General features: G+C 41.4%; 22 protein-coding genes and 1 other RNA gene. 7 read left to right on the plus strand and 16 right to left on the minus strand.

From position 1 onward, the window contains the following. Nucleotides 1-15: 15 nt before the first annotated feature. The 4 genes from copZ to BA81_RS04975 all read right to left on the minus strand — a co-directional run bounded on the left by copZ (nt 16) and on the right by BA81_RS04975 (nt 3021). On the minus strand, nt 16-222 hold the full coding sequence (gene copZ, locus BA81_RS04960) for a copper chaperone CopZ (RefSeq protein ID WP_024423475.1): 207 nt from the start codon (nt 220-222) through the stop codon (nt 16-18). 72 nt (nt 223-294) lie between these two features. Continuing rightward, on the minus strand, nt 295-600 hold the full coding sequence (locus BA81_RS04965) for a metal-sensing transcriptional repressor (RefSeq protein ID WP_012011272.1): 306 nt from the start codon (nt 598-600) through the stop codon (nt 295-297). 106 nt (nt 601-706) lie between these two features. Continuing rightward, nucleotides 707-1162 carry a DUF6376 family protein gene (locus tag BA81_RS04970; protein ID WP_034280921.1) on the minus strand — a complete coding sequence of 152 codons (456 nt, stop codon included), beginning with the start codon at nt 1160-1162 and terminating at the stop codon, nt 707-709. Nucleotides 1163-1419: 257 nt separating this feature from the next. Further along, a complete protein-coding gene (locus BA81_RS04975; protein WP_034280922.1) occupies nt 1420-3021 on the minus strand; it encodes a histidine kinase N-terminal 7TM domain-containing diguanylate cyclase in 1602 nt (533 codons plus the stop codon). Between the two features lie 239 nt (nt 3022-3260). On the opposite strand from BA81_RS04975, the gene BA81_RS04980 reads away from it, so the two are divergent. Beyond that, nucleotides 3261-3500 carry a hypothetical protein gene (locus tag BA81_RS04980; RefSeq protein WP_034280923.1) on the plus strand — a complete coding sequence of 80 codons (240 nt, stop codon included), beginning with the start codon at nt 3261-3263 and terminating at the stop codon, nt 3498-3500. Nucleotides 3501-3663: 163 nt separating this feature from the next. On the opposite strand, the gene ssrA is transcribed toward BA81_RS04980, so the two are convergent. From ssrA to BA81_RS05010, 7 genes are all read right to left on the minus strand, one after another. Beyond that, nucleotides 3664-4027, minus strand: a transfer-messenger RNA (tmRNA) gene (gene ssrA / locus BA81_RS19165). Between the two features lie 174 nt (nt 4028-4201). Continuing rightward, nucleotides 4202-4672: an SsrA-binding protein SmpB gene (gene smpB, locus BA81_RS04985; RefSeq protein ID WP_012011279.1), complete on the minus strand. Its 471-nt coding sequence runs from the start codon at nt 4670-4672 to the stop codon at nt 4202-4204. 139 nt (nt 4673-4811) lie between these two features. Continuing rightward, nucleotides 4812-7154: a ribonuclease R gene (gene rnr / locus BA81_RS04990; protein ID WP_034280924.1), complete on the minus strand. Its 2343-nt coding sequence runs from the start codon at nt 7152-7154 to the stop codon at nt 4812-4814. A gap of 19 nt (nt 7155-7173) precedes the next feature. Continuing rightward, nucleotides 7174-7920 (minus strand): alpha/beta hydrolase, encoded by a 747-nt coding sequence (locus tag BA81_RS04995; protein ID WP_034280925.1) that lies wholly within the window; start codon nt 7918-7920, stop codon nt 7174-7176. Between the two features lie 124 nt (nt 7921-8044). Then, a complete protein-coding gene (secG, locus tag BA81_RS05000) occupies nt 8045-8278 on the minus strand; it encodes a preprotein translocase subunit SecG (RefSeq protein ID WP_003212746.1) in 234 nt (77 codons plus the stop codon). Nucleotides 8279-8464: 186 nt separating this feature from the next. Then, nucleotides 8465-8755, minus strand: a complete 291-nt coding sequence (locus BA81_RS05005) for an AbrB/MazE/SpoVT family DNA-binding domain-containing protein (RefSeq protein WP_024423481.1) — start codon at nt 8753-8755, stop codon at nt 8465-8467. 37 nt (nt 8756-8792) lie between these two features. After that, nucleotides 8793-9026, minus strand: coding sequence for a helix-turn-helix domain-containing protein (locus tag BA81_RS05010; protein WP_024719830.1), 234 nt, complete (start codon nt 9024-9026; stop codon nt 8793-8795). A gap of 154 nt (nt 9027-9180) precedes the next feature. On the opposite strand from BA81_RS05010, the gene BA81_RS05015 reads away from it, so the two are divergent. The 3 genes from BA81_RS05015 to catR all read left to right on the plus strand — a co-directional run bounded on the left by BA81_RS05015 (nt 9181) and on the right by catR (nt 10507). Beyond that, nucleotides 9181-9576, plus strand: a complete 396-nt coding sequence (locus BA81_RS05015) for a helix-turn-helix domain-containing protein (protein ID WP_034280928.1) — start codon at nt 9181-9183, stop codon at nt 9574-9576. Between the two features lie 138 nt (nt 9577-9714). Then, nucleotides 9715-10116, plus strand: coding sequence for a helix-turn-helix domain-containing protein (locus BA81_RS05020; protein ID WP_034280930.1), 402 nt, complete (start codon nt 9715-9717; stop codon nt 10114-10116). Between the two features lie 70 nt (nt 10117-10186). Beyond that, complete coding sequence (gene catR / locus BA81_RS05025) at nt 10187-10507, plus strand: catDE operon transcriptional regulator CatR (RefSeq protein ID WP_024423485.1); 321 nt, start codon at nt 10187-10189, stop codon at nt 10505-10507. Between the two features lie 79 nt (nt 10508-10586). On the opposite strand, the gene BA81_RS05030 is transcribed toward catR, so the two are convergent. From BA81_RS05030 to BA81_RS05045, 4 genes are read right to left on the minus strand one after another with little or no spacing between them, the layout of a single operon-like run. Continuing rightward, nucleotides 10587-11276 (minus strand): ABC transporter permease, encoded by a 690-nt coding sequence (locus BA81_RS05030; RefSeq protein WP_034280931.1) that lies wholly within the window; start codon nt 11274-11276, stop codon nt 10587-10589. Nucleotides 11277-11297: 21 nt separating this feature from the next. After that, a complete protein-coding gene (locus tag BA81_RS05035) occupies nt 11298-12215 on the minus strand; it encodes an osmoprotectant ABC transporter substrate-binding protein (RefSeq protein WP_034280932.1) in 918 nt (305 codons plus the stop codon). A 13-nt stretch (nt 12216-12228) separates the two neighbouring features. Continuing rightward, nucleotides 12229-12882 carry an ABC transporter permease gene (locus BA81_RS05040; RefSeq protein ID WP_034280933.1) on the minus strand — a complete coding sequence of 218 codons (654 nt, stop codon included), beginning with the start codon at nt 12880-12882 and terminating at the stop codon, nt 12229-12231. 13 nt (nt 12883-12895) lie between these two features. Further along, on the minus strand, nt 12896-14044 hold the full coding sequence (locus BA81_RS05045; RefSeq protein ID WP_025094044.1) for a betaine/proline/choline family ABC transporter ATP-binding protein: 1149 nt from the start codon (nt 14042-14044) through the stop codon (nt 12896-12898). Nucleotides 14045-14313: 269 nt separating this feature from the next. Here BA81_RS05045 and BA81_RS05050 point away from each other — a divergent pair, with 269 nt between their 5' ends. Then, complete coding sequence (locus tag BA81_RS05050) at nt 14314-14850, plus strand: GbsR/MarR family transcriptional regulator (RefSeq protein WP_034280936.1); 537 nt, start codon at nt 14314-14316, stop codon at nt 14848-14850. Between the two features lie 54 nt (nt 14851-14904). Here BA81_RS05050 and BA81_RS05055 read toward each other — a convergent pair whose 3' ends face one another. Beyond that, entirely contained in the window at nt 14905-15537 is a 633-nt protein-coding gene (locus BA81_RS05055) for a MarC family protein (protein ID WP_034280938.1), read from the minus strand. A gap of 119 nt (nt 15538-15656) precedes the next feature. Between BA81_RS05055 and BA81_RS05060 the strand changes: the two genes are divergently transcribed. Together BA81_RS05060 and BA81_RS05065 are read left to right on the plus strand one after the other, a co-directional pair. Next, on the plus strand, nt 15657-16121 hold the full coding sequence (locus BA81_RS05060) for a hypothetical protein (protein ID WP_034280939.1): 465 nt from the start codon (nt 15657-15659) through the stop codon (nt 16119-16121). Nucleotides 16122-16135: 14 nt separating this feature from the next. Beyond that, nucleotides 16136-16600, plus strand: coding sequence for a GNAT family N-acetyltransferase (locus BA81_RS05065; RefSeq protein ID WP_034280940.1), 465 nt, complete (start codon nt 16136-16138; stop codon nt 16598-16600). The last annotated feature ends 20 nt before the right edge of the window (nt 16601-16620 follow it).

The raw sequence follows: 16620 nt of genomic DNA on the forward strand, positions 1-16620 counted from the left end.
AGCACGTATACTTATTTATACGACATCATATCCCTGTTCTTCAATCACATCAGAAATACGGTGTAACGTGACTTGATCCGGATGAAATGAAACCTCCACCTGTCCTTTGTCTAAATGGACTTTCACAGATTCCACACCTGCTAATTCTCCTACATTTCCTTCGACTGCTTTCACGCAATGTCCGCAAGACATGCCCTGCACTTGAAGTGTTGCTTGTTCCACTTCTCATCGCCTCCATCAATCATTTTCTACAATTTACTATACCCTAGTAGGGTATCGATGTAAACATAAATGCTACGATTTTGTCAGTTTCGTAAAGACCGTCATTAACTCTTCAATGGCTTCATCCCCATTGCCGCTCTTGATAGCATCTGCAACACAATGATGTGTATGCTTTTCCATCAAATGAAGACTGACTTTTTTCAAAGCCGCATTGACTGCAGAGATTTGATTCACAACATCTATACAGTAACGATCGTTTTCAATCATTTGCTGGATCCCGCGAACTTGTCCTTCCACTCGTTTCAAGCGATTGATCAATTGGTCCTTTTCCTTTTCGGCTCTAGGCGAAGCCATATGTCTTTCTTCATGTTCTGTCATGTGATCACCTTTTTTTCATTATGACTTGTCTTTACCTAAATTAAAGCATATCTCCACCGAAAAAGGCAAAGATATGCTGAGCACCGCATATAAAGCTGTGTTTGTCCTAATTTGTTAATTGTTCGATATCCTGCAAAAGATTGACGGATTGCTGAAGCTGTTTCATCAATCCCTGCTGATCCTCCAGTATGGCGGCAACATCGATATCGCCTGCTTTCAATTGCTGTATATATGTTTGGATCTCCTCTGACAGCACTTTATTTTTTTCAATGATTTGTGCATGAAGGTCTTCTGCCATTTTTGGCGCTGTGACTTCATTAAAATCTTGAATGTCTGCCTTCAACGATTCTAGCTGCTGCGTTAATTCTGCCTTTTTGGCGGCGTTTTGCACAGCTTCTTCAGCGAGCTTTGGAAATTCCTCTGTAAATTGCTGAATGTCCGTCACATAGTCATTTGCCTCAGTGACATATGTCGTTGTATCGTTGACCTGATCAAGCAAGCCGGAGCAACCGCTTAATACAAGCGTTCCGGAAAATAGACAAGCCATCACGTATTTTTTCAAGATCGATCATCCTTTCATCTGTAGGATTAAAAGCATCATTTGTTCCGCTTCCCTATCACACAGATGCAAAAAGACCTTAAAAATAGCCAGACCTTTGCCTCATGTGTGATAGGCAAAGGTCTGGCTAACATTGTTCATGCCGGAATGGCCGAGAAACAACGAATGTTTCTGTAGTGACGACCAAAACCGTAAAAGCTACTCCCCTTTAGGAAACCGTTCAAATGTTATGTTTATCATATCGAATGTCAGGACAACAGTCAATGCGGAAGATCCTGCTCTTGATACAGCACATGGCCCTTACCAGTGGATGCATAAATCCGGTTCCGTCCTTGGCGTTTTGACATATACAAGGCCTGGTCCGCTTCAAATAGAAGTGTCTCTAATACACAAGGATCATTGGCTGTGTGAGCAATTCCAAAGCTCGCTGTCACTCGCACTTTTTCCTTATCATTCGTAAAGAAACTTGCTTCAAACGAATGTCTTATTTGTTCCGCGATATGACATGCCTCTTTAAATGACTGATGAGGCAGACAAATGGCAAACTCTTCTCCCCCATATCGTCCAAATAAATCATCCATTTGTAAATGCTCCTGACAAATAGAGACAACATGACGCAGCGCTTCATCCCCGATATGATGTCCGTGTGTGTCATTGATTTGTTTAAAGAAATCAATATCAAACAGCATAACAGCGGTATCCTGCGCATCCTCTTCAAGGATCAACTGCGTTCGTTCGATGAAAGAAGATCGATTGAAAATATTCGTCAAACCATCGATATACGCACGACGCTCCAGCTCTTCCTGCAGCAAACGCTGCTCTGTAACATCACTGATCACTATTTGCCTGCCCTCAATCTCTCCTCTTCTATTAAATAGAGAGGAAGCGGTCAGATGATAATAATAGGACTGGTCTTTTTCTTTTTTCCACATTAAATCATATTGCGAATGATCCTGCGGAGAGCGCAGCCATTGAATGAACGCTGAATCTTTGATGATTGCTGAGAAAATATCGTCGATCTTATAGCCAATTCCCTTTTTATTCGCAAGTGCTGGAATGATCGATGCAGCAGCGGGATTGTAATCAATGAGTGTTCGATATCGATCTAAAATCAAAACCCCTTCAGACATATGCTCAAACACACGCTCCATTGCAATGGGAGACAGCTTAAACAGCTGGAACGACATAATTGCCCATAAATAGAGTGCGTTGGTAATAAACATCACCACAGGAACAGGATCAATATGCAGGGGTGTAACGCCTAATAAATAAATAAAAGAAGTCAAAATTGGTAAGGACATTCCCACTAACAGTATCAGAATCTGCTTTAAATATTCTTTTTTTGTGACACGTAAAAACCAAAGCAGCATAAAAATAGCAAGCATCGAACAGCCAAACGTATAAACGCCATGAATGATATACCAATAGCCAATCGTAAAATCAGCCAATAAAAACCCATCTACTGGATTCATCGTGATGCTTCGATAAAAGAGTGAATGTAAAGAGTTGGTGAACACCATAATGGTTGTGAGAGTTGGAATCAATAAGATGAGAAGCACGCGGCGCTTTGTGAAATATTGTTGGAACCCCGTAAATTGCAGCACAATCAGCAGACTGAGCGGTGCGATAAACGGAAGACCTATGTATTGAAAACAAACCCAGAACATGATTTCTTCAGGGGTACGAGCCAATAATTCAAACGTATGCCCAAAGATATAAATCGCAGTTGCTCCAGACATGTACATAAACAATTGACAGCCAATATACCGGTGGCGGTTCGCATGAGCAATGATTGATAATATCACGGACAGAATGCCAGAAACACTCATGATCACAATAAAATGTAAAACAATCGAATCCATGTAAACGCCCCAATTTCAGTTATTTAGAACTAGTCTAATCTTACTATATATGAGGAAGTCACAAATGGGAAGATGTGATTTTGAATTGGTTGGAGGTTTTTTGTAAAATTTCAGGCGTTATCTGTTTGTGATCCCTTATATTTTCACTACTTTTTGCTTAATTTGAGGGAGAAGTATGTTGCGTCTGGAGAAATATCTGTACAATGTGGAGATCAATGGAGAGGAGACTCGAAAGGAATATGACTTTTTGGATGATTATGACGGGGCTGTTTATGTTGATTCTTTTAGAAAAACCGTTTGAAAAGAGAAGTTCTGGATTGTTATTTTTGATCAGTTATTTACTGCTGATTGCGGTTTATGTGATTCAGACAACGTTTGTGGAACTTGTACCGGATGGATTTTTGATGATGCTTGCGGTGGTTGTCGTTTTTCCTTTGTTTGTTCGGTTGGTGCAGTCTTCTTTGAGAAACCGTACATAAGTAAATAATTAAAGAAACTCCGATTATTCCTTGTAGGAATAACCCAATCAAAAATGTAAATAAATTCAAAAAACATTAAATATCAAAATCAAAACTAACTTAACTTCTTAAATTAGATAAAAAAAGCCCCTTTATAGAAAGGGGCCTTTTTAAATATTTAAAATTATGGAGACGGTGGGAGTCGAACCCACGTCCAGAGACATCGATTACTTAAGCGTCTACGAGCGTAGTCAACATATTTACGTGTTCACTCATCCTCATGCCTGCTGACGGGCGCTTGGAGAGCTAGTCTGATGGATCTCTTCTTACGTCCTCAGACGGAAACGTAAGCGTAGCCTACTTCATTGGGCTCCTCACAGACACATAGGCGATGTCAGGAAGAGCTCGCTGCGCTTATTAGGCAGCTAGTGCTAAGTTTTGGTTAAAACTTTTAGTTTTGCCAGTTACATTTAAGTGCGTGTTAACGAGATCGCCTCTCGGCTCGCAGCCTAAGCTCGAACCATCCCTGTCGAATCCGTAACGTCCCCTTGTAAAAGGGATATACGGGATGGAAGTTCAGCTTCACTGCTTCCGTATATAACTATTATAACAATCTCATCGCTCGAAACAACTGGTGGTTTCTGTAAAAAGAGCGATGATTGTTTACTGCATAACATATTGTAGCATAATGCTTCCGCTCTCAGCAAGCCATCTGCATTAGGCTAGAATTGCTTTTGACGATCGCGGAAGGCACGTTCGATTTCACGTTTTGCATCTTTTTTCTTCAGATCTTCACGTTTATCGTATTTCTTCTTCCCTTTTCCGATTCCGATCAGCACTTTGGCAAAGCCATTTTTCAAATAAAGTTTCAGAGGCACAAGTGAGTAGCCTTCTTCCTTTGTCGCACCAATCAATTTGCTGATTTGCTTGCGATGAAGCAGCAGCTTTCTCGTTCTCAGCGGATCATGGTTATAACGGTTCCCCTGTTCGTATGGGCTCACGTGCATATTATGAAGAAACACTTCTCCTCGCTCGATTTTGGCAAAGGAATCTTTTAAATTCACTTTTCCAGCACGAATCGATTTGATTTCAGTTCCTTGTAATACTAGGCCGGCTTCGTATGTTTCTTCTATAAAGTAATCATGATTTGCTTTTTTGTTTTGGGAAACAACTTTTCCCTCTCCCTTTGGCATTGGCGTACACCCTCCTTTTGACACAAACACGGTCCAAATCGTACGGATTATTTTATCAAACAATCCAGCTTTCGACAATGCTGACGCCATGTGGTCAAAAAGCAAATAGAGCGGGATGCCCTATTTGCTTTTTGGCACGTTACTTTTTCTTTTTGCGTTTTTGTTTCGGTGCGTTTTCAAATACGCGTTTTTTCTTTTTCTTCTTTTTACGGTTTGTGAACCAGTCACTTCCGCTTTTATCCTCTTTGCCTTTTTCCCCAGAGGCTTTTTGACCTCCACGCCCTTTTTTCGCTGGTGGATCTGTCCGTTTTTTGAACTTGAAATCTTTTGGAGATTTACGGCGAGTGCCTTTCATCCCGACGATTTCAAAATCAATTGAGTGCTCATCTTTATTAACATTAACAACTTTGACAGTGATTTCGTCACCGATACGGTAGACATTCCCTGTACGTTCACCGATCATGGCAAAGTGCTGTTCATCAAAGCGATAATAGTCGTCTGTCATGTAGCTGACATGGACAAGACCTTCTATCGTATTCGGCAGTTCAACGAATAGTCCAAAGTTCGTCACAGAACTAATCATGCCATCAAACTCTTCACCGATTTTATCTAGCATAAACTCTGCCTTTTTCAGATCATCTGTTTCACGCTCTGCATCGACTGAGCGGCGCTCCATCGTGGACGCATGATCTGCGATTTCAGGAAGCAGCTGGCCCCACTTTTCTAGAGTCGCTTCATCTGTCTTTTTCTGAATCAAATAGGTTCTAATCAGTCTATGCACGATTAAATCCGGGTAACGGCGGATCGGTGATGTGAAGTGTGTATAGAATTCCGTTGATAACCCAAAATGGCCAATGCTTTCTGGATCATACTTCGCCTGTTTCATAGAGCGAAGCATCACAGTTTGAATGACAACTTCTTCTGGTTGATCCCTGACAGCATCGAGGACACTTTGAAGTGCGCGCGGGTGAATGTTCGTTGACGTCCCTTTCACAATGTAACCAAACGTCGTTACGAACTCTAAAAAGCGCTGAAGCTTCTCAGGGTTTGGTTCTTCGTGAATTCGGTAAATGAACGGAACATTCATCCAGTGGAAATGCTCTGCAACCGTTTCGTTTGCAACAAGCATGAATTCTTCAATTAATTTCTCTGCAACGGAACGCTCACGAATGACAACGTCTTTCGCTGCGCCTTCATCATCTACAAGTACTTTTGCTTCCTTGAAATCAAAGTCTACAGCTCCGCGCTCCATTCGTTTGTCACGAAGAATCTCTGCAAGCTTCTCCATCTCTTGAAACATCGGCACTAGCGGCTCATATTTGTTTAAAAGCTCTTCGTCTTGGTCGACTAAAATCTTATTCACATCAGAATAGGTCATTCTCTCCGTCGTTTTGATCACACTTTGGAAAATCTCGTGTTTGACGACTTTTCCGTTTCGATCAATGACCATTTCACAAGACAGTGTGAGACGATCGACCTTTGGATTTAATGAACAAATACCGTTTGACAAACGATGCGGAATCATAGGGATGACGCGGTCGACGAGATACACACTCGTTCCACGTTCATAAGCTTCCTGATCAATCGGCGAATTCTCTGTGACATAATGAGAAACGTCTGCAATGTGCACGCCAAGCTTATATTTGCCATCATCCAGCTTTTGCACAGTTACAGCATCATCTAAGTCCTTCGCATCTGCACCGTCAATCGTCACAATCGTTTCATTGCGCAAGTCGCGTCTGCCTTCAAGGTCTTTTTCATCAATCGTTTCAGGTGTGTCTGCTGCCTGCTGAAGTGCTTCTTCTGGGAACTCACCTGGCAGACCGTGTTTATGAATGATCGACAAAATATCAATGCCAGGGTCATTTTTATGACCGAGGATTTCAGTCACTTCACCTTCTGCACTCATTCTTCCTTCAGGGTAGCTTGTCAGCGTCACAACGACTTTATGACCTTCGACCGCACCGTTTTTAGCGGATTTCGGAATGAAGATATCGTTTGTGATTTTTTTATCATCAGGAATGACAAAGCCAAAGCTTTTCGTTTCTGTGTAGGTACCGACAACCGTCTGAGTATTACGCTCGAGAATACGGATAACAGTTCCTTCTTTTTTCGTGCCGGTTGATTTGTGGCTGACACGAACCATGACGGTATCTCCATTCATCGCTGTGCCTAACTCATTTGGCGGGATGAAAATATCATCCTGTCCAAACTCTTCAGGCGTCACAAATGCAAATCCTTTTGCATGAGCAGACAGCTTTCCTTTTACCAAATTCATTTTTTCTGGTACACCGTAACGGTCGCTGCGCGTGCGAACGATGAGTCCTTGATCCTCCAGCGTCACAAGTGCTTTGACGAGCTCTTTATAATCATCAGGATTGGTAATCTCCATCATGACTTCCAGCTCTTGAACGGTTAACGGTTTATACGCTTCTTCTTTCATAAAAGCGAGTAATTCATCCATAAATTCTTCTTTTTGCACACTCTAACCCCCTATATATTTAAATTGACCAATCAAGTGATTCTAAGAATGCATAGACATCCTGATGAACCTTCTCCCGCTCTTTATCAAGCGTGATAACATGGCCTGATTCTTCATACCATTTCAAATGCTTATCATCTGTCTCTACTTCGTTATAAATGATATTCGCACTGTCTGTATTAATCATATGATCGTGACGTGCCTGCACAACAAAAGTAGGTGAATAGATCATGTCGACATTGTTTCTAACATCTGCAATCAGTTCTTGCAGGCTCCTCAGTGTATCCATTGGTGTTTTCTTGAACGATTCCATTTCTTGTTCAATTTGGTCCTCTGACTTACCCTCAAATTTCTTATAGTTACGGGCATAATCTAGTACACCCTGGTACATGACTTCTTCACTTTTTATGTACATAGGTGCACACATAGGTACAATTCCCTTTACAGGTACAGTGTAACCTAATTTCAATGAAAAAACTCCTCCGAGGGATAGTCCGCAAACTGCAATCTCCTCATAACCCTCATCTTTTAAGAATTGATAGCCTTCTTCAACGTCTTTCCACCAGTCAGCCGGGCCTGTATGGACAAGCTCTTCTGGCGGCACACCGTGTCCTTTATATTGAGGTGCATGGCATGTATATCCTCTATCGTTCAAATAACGGCCAAGCATTCGAACATCGGCTGTATTCCCAGTAAAACCGTGAAGAAGAAGCACCGCCTTTTCTCCACCTTTAAACGTAAATGGTTTTGGTGTAACAACTTTCATGATGTGACTTCCTTTCCTTCTGGTATGGTTTATATTTTCCACTTGTATGTATGAAACAAACACAAAAGAGTGCTGATAATAAAAAAAGGTCTGAAAAAAGATCAGACCTTCTGTTACTCGCGCTTTACACGCCTAAATATGCCAATGCAAGTGTTAAGATGAAGAAAAGCACTGACAAAATAACCGTTAAACGGTGAAGAATCAAGTCAAGGCCTCTCGCTTTTTGCTTACCGAAAAGCTGCTCGGCTCCACCTGAAATAGCGCCTGACAGTCCAGCACTTTTACTTGATTGTAGTAATACAACGATGATAAGTGCGATACTGACAATTACGAGTAATGTGATAACAAATGCGTGCATGAAAACACCTCCAGACAAACTGGTACACATAACTTTATTTTACATGAAAACAAGGTGCATGTCACGAAACATCAAAATAAAGATTTCCTATATATTGTCGACTTGATTCGTTATTTTGATACAATTTCGTTCCAAAGTGCTGGCTGCAGCATTTTTATATGCAATTTTTCGGTTAAAAACACATTTTTAATGAGTTGCTTCTTCCTTCAATAGCTGTTTTAATTCTACTAACAAACGTTCAGCTCCTTCAGGACTCAGCATCACGTTCCCATTTCCATAGCTTTTGTTGTACTTCGTCACTTGTCCCGTCAGCAGGCAGCTCTTATCTGCATCATATTTTTTCAGCATAATGGTTTGATCTTCAATGAAAATTTCTAACAGCTGCTCTTCTTTAATATTGAGTACCTTGCGCATTTCTGAGGGCAGAACAATTCTGCCGAGAGAATCAATATGTCTGACCATCCCAGTCCTTTTCAATGACATTTCCTCCTTGATGATGATATGATGATATCACTCATTGACTTTTGTCAACATTTTCATAGTAAAATAGATCTTCAAATTTTTTATCAAAGTAATGAATCATTTTGCCAATGACAAGCTGTCCCGGTTTTCGGTGACCATTTAATACCCTGCTAAGTGTGGCAGGAGAGATGCCAATTTCATCAGCGAGCTGATTTAACGACATATCGTTCTCGATCATATACTGCATGACAAAAGCCCGCCTGATCTGAATCTTTTCGACCATCATTACAACCTCCTATGGAATCATTATGTACAACATGTAAGACTTTCACATCAAGCAGATTCATTAACTTATGTCAACACTTTTACCCCTCTGCTATTTCCTTTGGTCAATGATCATACTAAAATAAGTCATATACTGAAATGTGAGGTTCGATGTCATGAATCACTTTGGTGAACAATTACGCATTTTAAGAGAAAATAGAAAAATGTCGGTCAATCAGCTTGCCATGTATTCAGGTGTCAGCGCTGCTGGTATTTCTCGTATTGAAAATGGAAAGCGCGGTGTGCCAAAGCCTTTAACCATAAAAAAATTAGCACACGCTTTGAAGGTGCCTTATGAGGATTTAATGCTGCTTGCCGGTCATATTGAACAGGAACAAGTTCATGAAATGAAACCGAAATATGAGTCCATGTTAAAAATCTATCAAACGGCGCTTCAAAAGGATGTAGAACATCTCCCCATTTTTGACGGGGACAAATGGGAAAGGCTCTCCGCACAAGACATCAGCCAGCTGAATGAATACTTTCTCACGCTCATCAACCAAAAAAGGTGAACAAATAGCGGGGCATAAACCTAATGTACATCCACCATTAACTAATGTCAATATTTTCATGGTGCACTTATTGCCAATAGTCAACAAATCAAGTAAAATAGACATATCTAATCTATAACCATGTGAGGTTTTGCGTTAATGAACTTTGGTGCATATTTAAGAGCATTACGTGAGGAAAAGAAGCTGTCGGTGAACCAATTAGCGATGTATTCTGAGGTCAGCGCTGCCGGTATATCTCGTATTGAAAACGGGAAACGCGGCATTCCGAAACCTCCTACGATTAAAAAGTTAGCTGGTGCGTTAAAGGTACCTTATGAAGACATGATGCAGGCTGCGGGCTATATTGAGGAAGCCGCTTCTGTCCAACAGCTTAGGGAAGATGATCTTGCTTTATCCAAAATAAAGGAAGCCGCAGCGCAATATGAACTTGGTGATCTCGAAATATTTGATGGTGACATATGGTCAACCCTTTCGAAAAAAGAAATAGAGGACCTCAACCGCTATTTGTTATTTATGTTAAACAGCCGTTCGTCCTCATAAATGTTTAAGCTTTTTGCGCCGATTTATGACAGATTTACGGTATAATGGGTTCAGATTGGAGTGAAGAAAGATGAATCAATCTGACATGTGCCCGCGGTTTGAAAAAGCAGTTGAGTTATTGAGTAAACGCTGGGTGGCACTGATTGTTTTTCAGCTTCTCTCAGGTCAGCAGCGCTTTAGTGAAATTGAGGCGGCTCTGACAAATTTAAGCGGAAGAGTATTATCTGAGAGATTAAAAGAGCTGGAAGCAGCAGGTATTGTAAAACGGGAGGTTTTTGCTGAAACACCCGTGCGCATTGAGTATTCTTTAACAGATATGGGGCGTTCACTTGCACCCGTTTTTGAGGAAATTGCGAAGTGGTCCTCTGAATGGATCACGCTTGAATCATAAACCAGCATTCGAACCGCCTGATCATCATAAAACAACCTCCCTTACAGCGATGTAAGGGAGGTTTTGTCTTTTCAACTGCTTAAGCAGATGTGATGTTTTTTTCAGCTAACGCTTTTCTTTCTTTTTTCTTGTTTGTCGGGCTTAAATAGCGTTCGAGCCAGCCCATGACAAGGTCAGCGATAATAGCCATAAGTGCAGTTGGAATCGCACCTGCTAAAATGATGGCTGTTCCGTTTGTGGCGTTTGACCCTCTGATGATGATATCACCAAGACCTCCCGCGCCCACAAATGTTCCAATCGCTGTAATTCCGATGGCAATGACCAGTGCGGTTCTTAAACCAGCCATAATGACTGATAAAGCAAGCGGTAGTTCAACCATTCTCAGCACTTGCCATTTCGTCATGCCCATCGCTTTACCTGATTCTAAATAGGCATGTTCAATGCTGACAATGCCTGTATACGTGTTTCTGATGATCGGCAGAAGCGAATACAGAAAGAGTGATAGGATGACTGTATTTGCGCCAAGTCCTAATACAAGCATCAACACGGAAAGCATCGCTAATGCCGGTATCGTTTGGATGACGTTGGTAATGGCAAAGACCCAATTGCTCAGCTTGCGGTAATGCGCTACAAAGATGCCTACTGGAATCCCGACAATCGCCGCAAACAACACCCCATACGCCGACATGAGAAAATGCCGATAAAATTCTTCTAACACATATGACCCGTTCTGCTGATAATACGTCCATAATTGCTGCAGTGTGTCCATCAGCCGTGACACCTCCCCATCTTACTCAAAGTAATTGTGTTTTTTCAAGAAATTCTTCGCAACGGTTGCTGGTTCTTGAAGCTCTCCGTCGACTTGATAGTTCAGCTCTTGCATTTGTTCTGTATCGATTTTTCCGATCAGCCTGTTGATCACCTTATCAAGCCCTGGATTTTCTTTTAAGACTTTCTCCGGGACTACTGGCGATGCATCATATGGCGGGAAGAACCGTTTATCATCTTTTAAGATTTTGAGATTATAGGCTTTGATTCGTCCATCTGTTGAATAGGCAAGTACAATATCCATTTTTTTATTTTTTAATGCATCATAGACTAAACCAATCTGCATCGGATATGTGCTGCCAAATTTGATTCCGTATGTTTTCACAAATCCGTCATAGCCGTCGCCTTTCTTTTTGAGCCATATGTTATCGACCCCAAATCGGTAATTGGTCGCATTCTTTTTCAAATCAGAGACCGTTTCTAAATTATTTTCCTTCGCCATCTTTTGCGTCACGGCAAAGGCATACGTATTATCAAATCCATAAGAATCAAACCATTTGTAATCATAGCGTTTTTTAAATTCTTTTTGGACGATCTCCATCGCCCGCTCCGGGTCTTTTTCCGCATCCATTCCAAGCGTGCTTGTTAAATCTGTGCCTGAATATCTTGTGGCAGAAATGTCGACATCTCCGTTTTCCATTGCTTTCTGCTGCACAGTGTTGGAACCTAAGTTTTTCACAATGGTCGTCTTTTTATCAGTGTAATGTTCGATCATATCGCTAACCATATAGGCCATAATTTCTGATTCGGTAAAGTTTTGTGCTCCAATTCGCAGCGTGCCCCCTGAGGAGCCGGCTAGTCCAGGAAGTGAACAGCCGCTTATCAATAGCAAGCATCCGGCAAGCAGTGCACTGATCCATTTTGTTTTTCGATTCTTCACATAAGCCAACTCCTTATGAAACTTCCTTCAATCCTTTTAAGCCTTCAGGTGTTACTTTTTTCTCCAGCTTCATTAATGATAGGTCGATGATGACTGCTAAAATTGTGACTGGGATCGCACCCGCAATAATGAATTCCGGCTGATACAGCTGAAGTCCAATCAAAATGTAGTCACCTAGACCGCCTCCACCGATAAAGGCTGCAAGTGTTGTCCAGCCAATCAAATAAATCGTTGACGTTCTGACACCTGCCATAATGACCGGTACAGCAAGCGGGAGTTCAACAAGACGAATTTGTTCCCATGTTGTCATCCCGATTCCTTTACCGGATTCAAGCAAGTTTTTGTTCACACCTTGTACCCCGGCATACGTATTTCTTAAAATAGGTAAAACCGAATAGAAAAAGAGAGCAACGATTGCAGGTATTTTCCCAACCCCCAAAATAGGAATAAAAAAGGCAAGAATCGCTAAACTAGGGAGTGTTTGAAAGATATTCACGATACCGATGATAAAACCTGCGCCTCGCTTCATTCGTGTGAGTACCACGCCTAAAGGAACGGCAACAAGAATACCGAGCACAACAGCAATTAAGGAAATATATAAATGCTCCCACATTTTTGTGAGGAGTTCCCCGCCATTTTTCTCTAGAAAGTCGATGATTTGATCCATGTGTACACCTCCCTTACTTCATTTCAGTGACAGCTGCCGGCGTATCGTCTCCCCAAATGGAGTCGTACACAACATCTACCAGACTTGCACGTGTCACAATGCCTTTTAAGTGCCCTTCTGCATCCACAACCGGTACATATTTAATGCCGCGTATTAAGATTTTCCGGACAGTGTCTCTTAGAAGTGCGCCTTCTTGTACGGTATAGAACTCTGTATTTAAAATATCACCAACAAAAGCTGCTTTTCTGCGGTTCGCATCGATTGTTTCAATATCGATATAGCCTTTTAGCACATGATGTTCATCTACTACAAGCAAGGAATCGACCCGCTTTTCTCTCATGATGTAGATGGCATCTGTTAATGTTTTTTCAACTGTAACGGTGACTGGTGACGTGTTCATCATTTGTTCTACACGTTCCATATTCGGATTTGATTGAAGCAGACGTTCTTTGCCGATGAATTCTTCTACGAATTCATTGGCTGGGTTTCGCAGAATATCGTCAGGCGTACCTACTTGGACAATCTCTCCATCTTTTAAAATCACAATTCGATCAGCTAGTTTAATAGCTTCGTCCATGTCATGTGTGACGAATACGATGGTTTTATTTAACGTTTTTTGCAGTTTCTTAAATTCCTCCTGCAATGAATCTCGTGTGATTGGATCAAGTGCGCCAAACGGTTCATCCATGAGGATCAGAGGGGGTTCCGCTGCTAGTGCGCGAAGAACACCAATACGCTGCTGCTGTCCTCCGCTGAGTTCATGAGGATAGCGCTCTAAATATTCCGGTCCCATGTCGACAAGCTTCAGCAGTTCACGCGCCCGTTCTTTTCGTTTTTCTTCCGGCCATTTTAACAGCTTCGGAACAAGTGAAATGTTTTGTGCGATGGTCATATGGGGGAACAGTCCAATTTGCTGAATCACATAGCCAATTTCTCTTCTTAATTGAACTGGATCTTTTTTCATAATGTTTTCTCCCTCGATGAAGATTTTTCCTGAGGAAGGTTCGATGAGTCGGTTGATCATCTTCATGGTTGTTGTCTTACCACAGCCACTCGGTCCAATAAAACAAATAAATTCTCCTTTTGCTATTTCTAAATCAATATTTTTGACAGCTTTTTTTCCGCCTTTATACGTCTTAGATACATTCTCTAGTTTCAGCAAATGAGACACCTCCAATTAGTCGGATCAATATTTTCAGAAAATTTACACCTTATTTATTATAGTGCAAACTTTATAAAATAAAAAGTTTACGATGTGTTTGTATTGCATAACATTTATTTAAAATTTTCAGTTAACGGCCCGATAGATAGAGATCTCTCCTTTTTCCTCCAAATTACGAGCAAATACTCAATATTTATTGTTTTCATCAACAAACAGGTATATGATATATTGTGTTACAAATTGTCAGTCGTGAAGGGATGAATCGGGGAGTGGACAAGCTAGCGTTAGGCGCCATTCAAAAAGCACAGGATCATTATATTGAAAAAGCTGCCGAGAACATGAATGCCTTTGGTCTTTCTTCTACAGTGGGTAGAGTGCTTGGTATCATTCACATGAACCGTAAACCAATGACGCTTGGGGAGCTATCAGAGGCGACAGGCATGAGCAAAACGAGAATGAGTCAAGTCGTTCGAGAAATGCTTGATTTGAATATTGCGGAAAAGGTTTATGAAAAAGGAATACGTAAAGATCTATATGACGTTGAGCAAGATCAATATCAAACGTTTATTTCCTTGTTTGCAGCCAATTGGTCCCGAGTTGTCAGCAAAAACCGCAAGGCACATAAGAAAACGTGCAAGGAATTGCTGGAGCTGCTTGAACAGGACGACCTGCCAGAAGAGACAGAGGATAAAATCAATCTGCTTCTTTCAGAAATCAAGGAAAGTCTTGATTACTATGATTGGATTAGCCGCTTAATTGAATTCTTTGAAAGTGAAGAAGTGTTTAAGCATGTGCCGAAACCTTAAAAAAAGCTGTTTTATTTTACATCATTGTAGAAAAAACAGCTTTTTTATATACACTTATTGCATAAACATTGGAAACATCCCTTTTAAGCCTGCGCCGATCATCTCAACTGCCACTACAGCAAGAATTAATCCCATTAACCGCGTCACGACATTCATCTCTGTTTTCCCCATTTTCCGCATAATGAAACTTGAATAATGAAAGGCATAAAAGGTCATTGCCAGAACGATGACAATGCCAATTACAATGGCAAACATGTGAAGCATCACTTGACTTCCCGGGGTTAAGCTCATCACTGTAGCGATTGTACCAGGACCAGCGATGATCGGGATCGCCAGCGGCGTAACGGAGACATCCGCTTTCTCTTTGCTTTCTGCCTTTTCTTCAGAATGTGGATTTTGGACATGTGACTCCTTTGCATTCAGTAAATTGTAAGCGATACCAAAAATAAAAATACCTCCAGCGATGCGGAGTGCATGAATATCGATCCCAAACAATTTGAAAATAAGCCTTCCTGCCAATAGAAAGGCAATCAGAATGATGAAAGAGACCACAATGGCTTTTTTGGCTGTCTGGGAGCGTTCTTTCTCTGTATATCCCTCTGTTAAGGTGATAAAAAGAGGCACGTTTCCAATGGGATTTGATACAGCAAATAATGAGACCACGACATGAATCATAAAGGAAATCAACAGACACCCTCCTTTTTTCATAGTGTCTGCCAATCTGATGTGAATATTCCCTTGTGATGTTAAAACCTGTATATATTTAACCGATGTTAATAGAGGTTTTATTGAAAGGGGAATTACACATGAAGAAAACAATCACTATCGTCCTTCTATCTGTTGCGGTTTTAGGCGCAGCCGGCTGGATGGTTTGGCAGCAGCAGACCATCCAAGCAGCTGAGGAAAAACATCAGCAAGAAAGCAAAACGAACACTGAGCAGCTTTCGCAGTTAAAATCAGATCAAGCGGATATGAAGCATGAAAACGAAGATCAAAAAAAGAAACTGTCGACCATGTCGAAAAAGCTCAAAAACGAAAAGAAAGCCTATCAAAAAGAAGTCAAGCAGCGAAAAGCGCTTGAGGCAAAAATTGACCAGCTTCAAAAAGAGCTGACAGCAGCGAAAGCCACTGCTCAAGCGAATAAGCAGAGAGCACAGGCTGCAAGGAAACCAACTGTCAAAAAAGACCCAAATGTCACCCACAATCCGCCCTCACAATGGGTACAGGATCAATATGATTGGGGTGTGAAACAAGGGTATATTAAAGAATAGAAAGGATGAAAAACATGATACACATTCAGCCATTGTCAGGTGATCAATCTGTTCCTATGGATCTTTTACTCTTAGCTGATCCTTCCAAGGAAAAGGTTCTTACTTATGTGCAATCCGGCTCTTGTTATGCCGCGTATCATGATCAGGACGTGATTGGCGTCTATGTGCTTTTATCTCTGTCTCAGCAGACAGTCGAAATCATTAATGTCGCCGTGAAGGAATCATGGCAAGGAAAAGGAATTGGGAAGCAACTGATCCGCCATGCCATTGCTGAAGCGAAAGCCGCAGGTTTTCACACGGTTGAAATCGGCACAGGCAACTCGAGCATTCAGCAGCTCGCACTTTATCAGAAATGCGGCTTCCGCATGACATCTATTGACCACGATTTCTTTCTTAAGCATTATGATGAACCGATTTTTGAAAATGGCATTCAGTGTATGGATATGGTACGGCTGTCACTCACTTTGCAAGCAGACTGATGTTTTGTTCCGTCTGCTTT

Source organism: Bacillus safensis FO-36b (assembly GCF_000691165.1).
Lineage (GTDB): Bacteria > Bacillota > Bacilli > Bacillales > Bacillaceae > Bacillus > Bacillus safensis.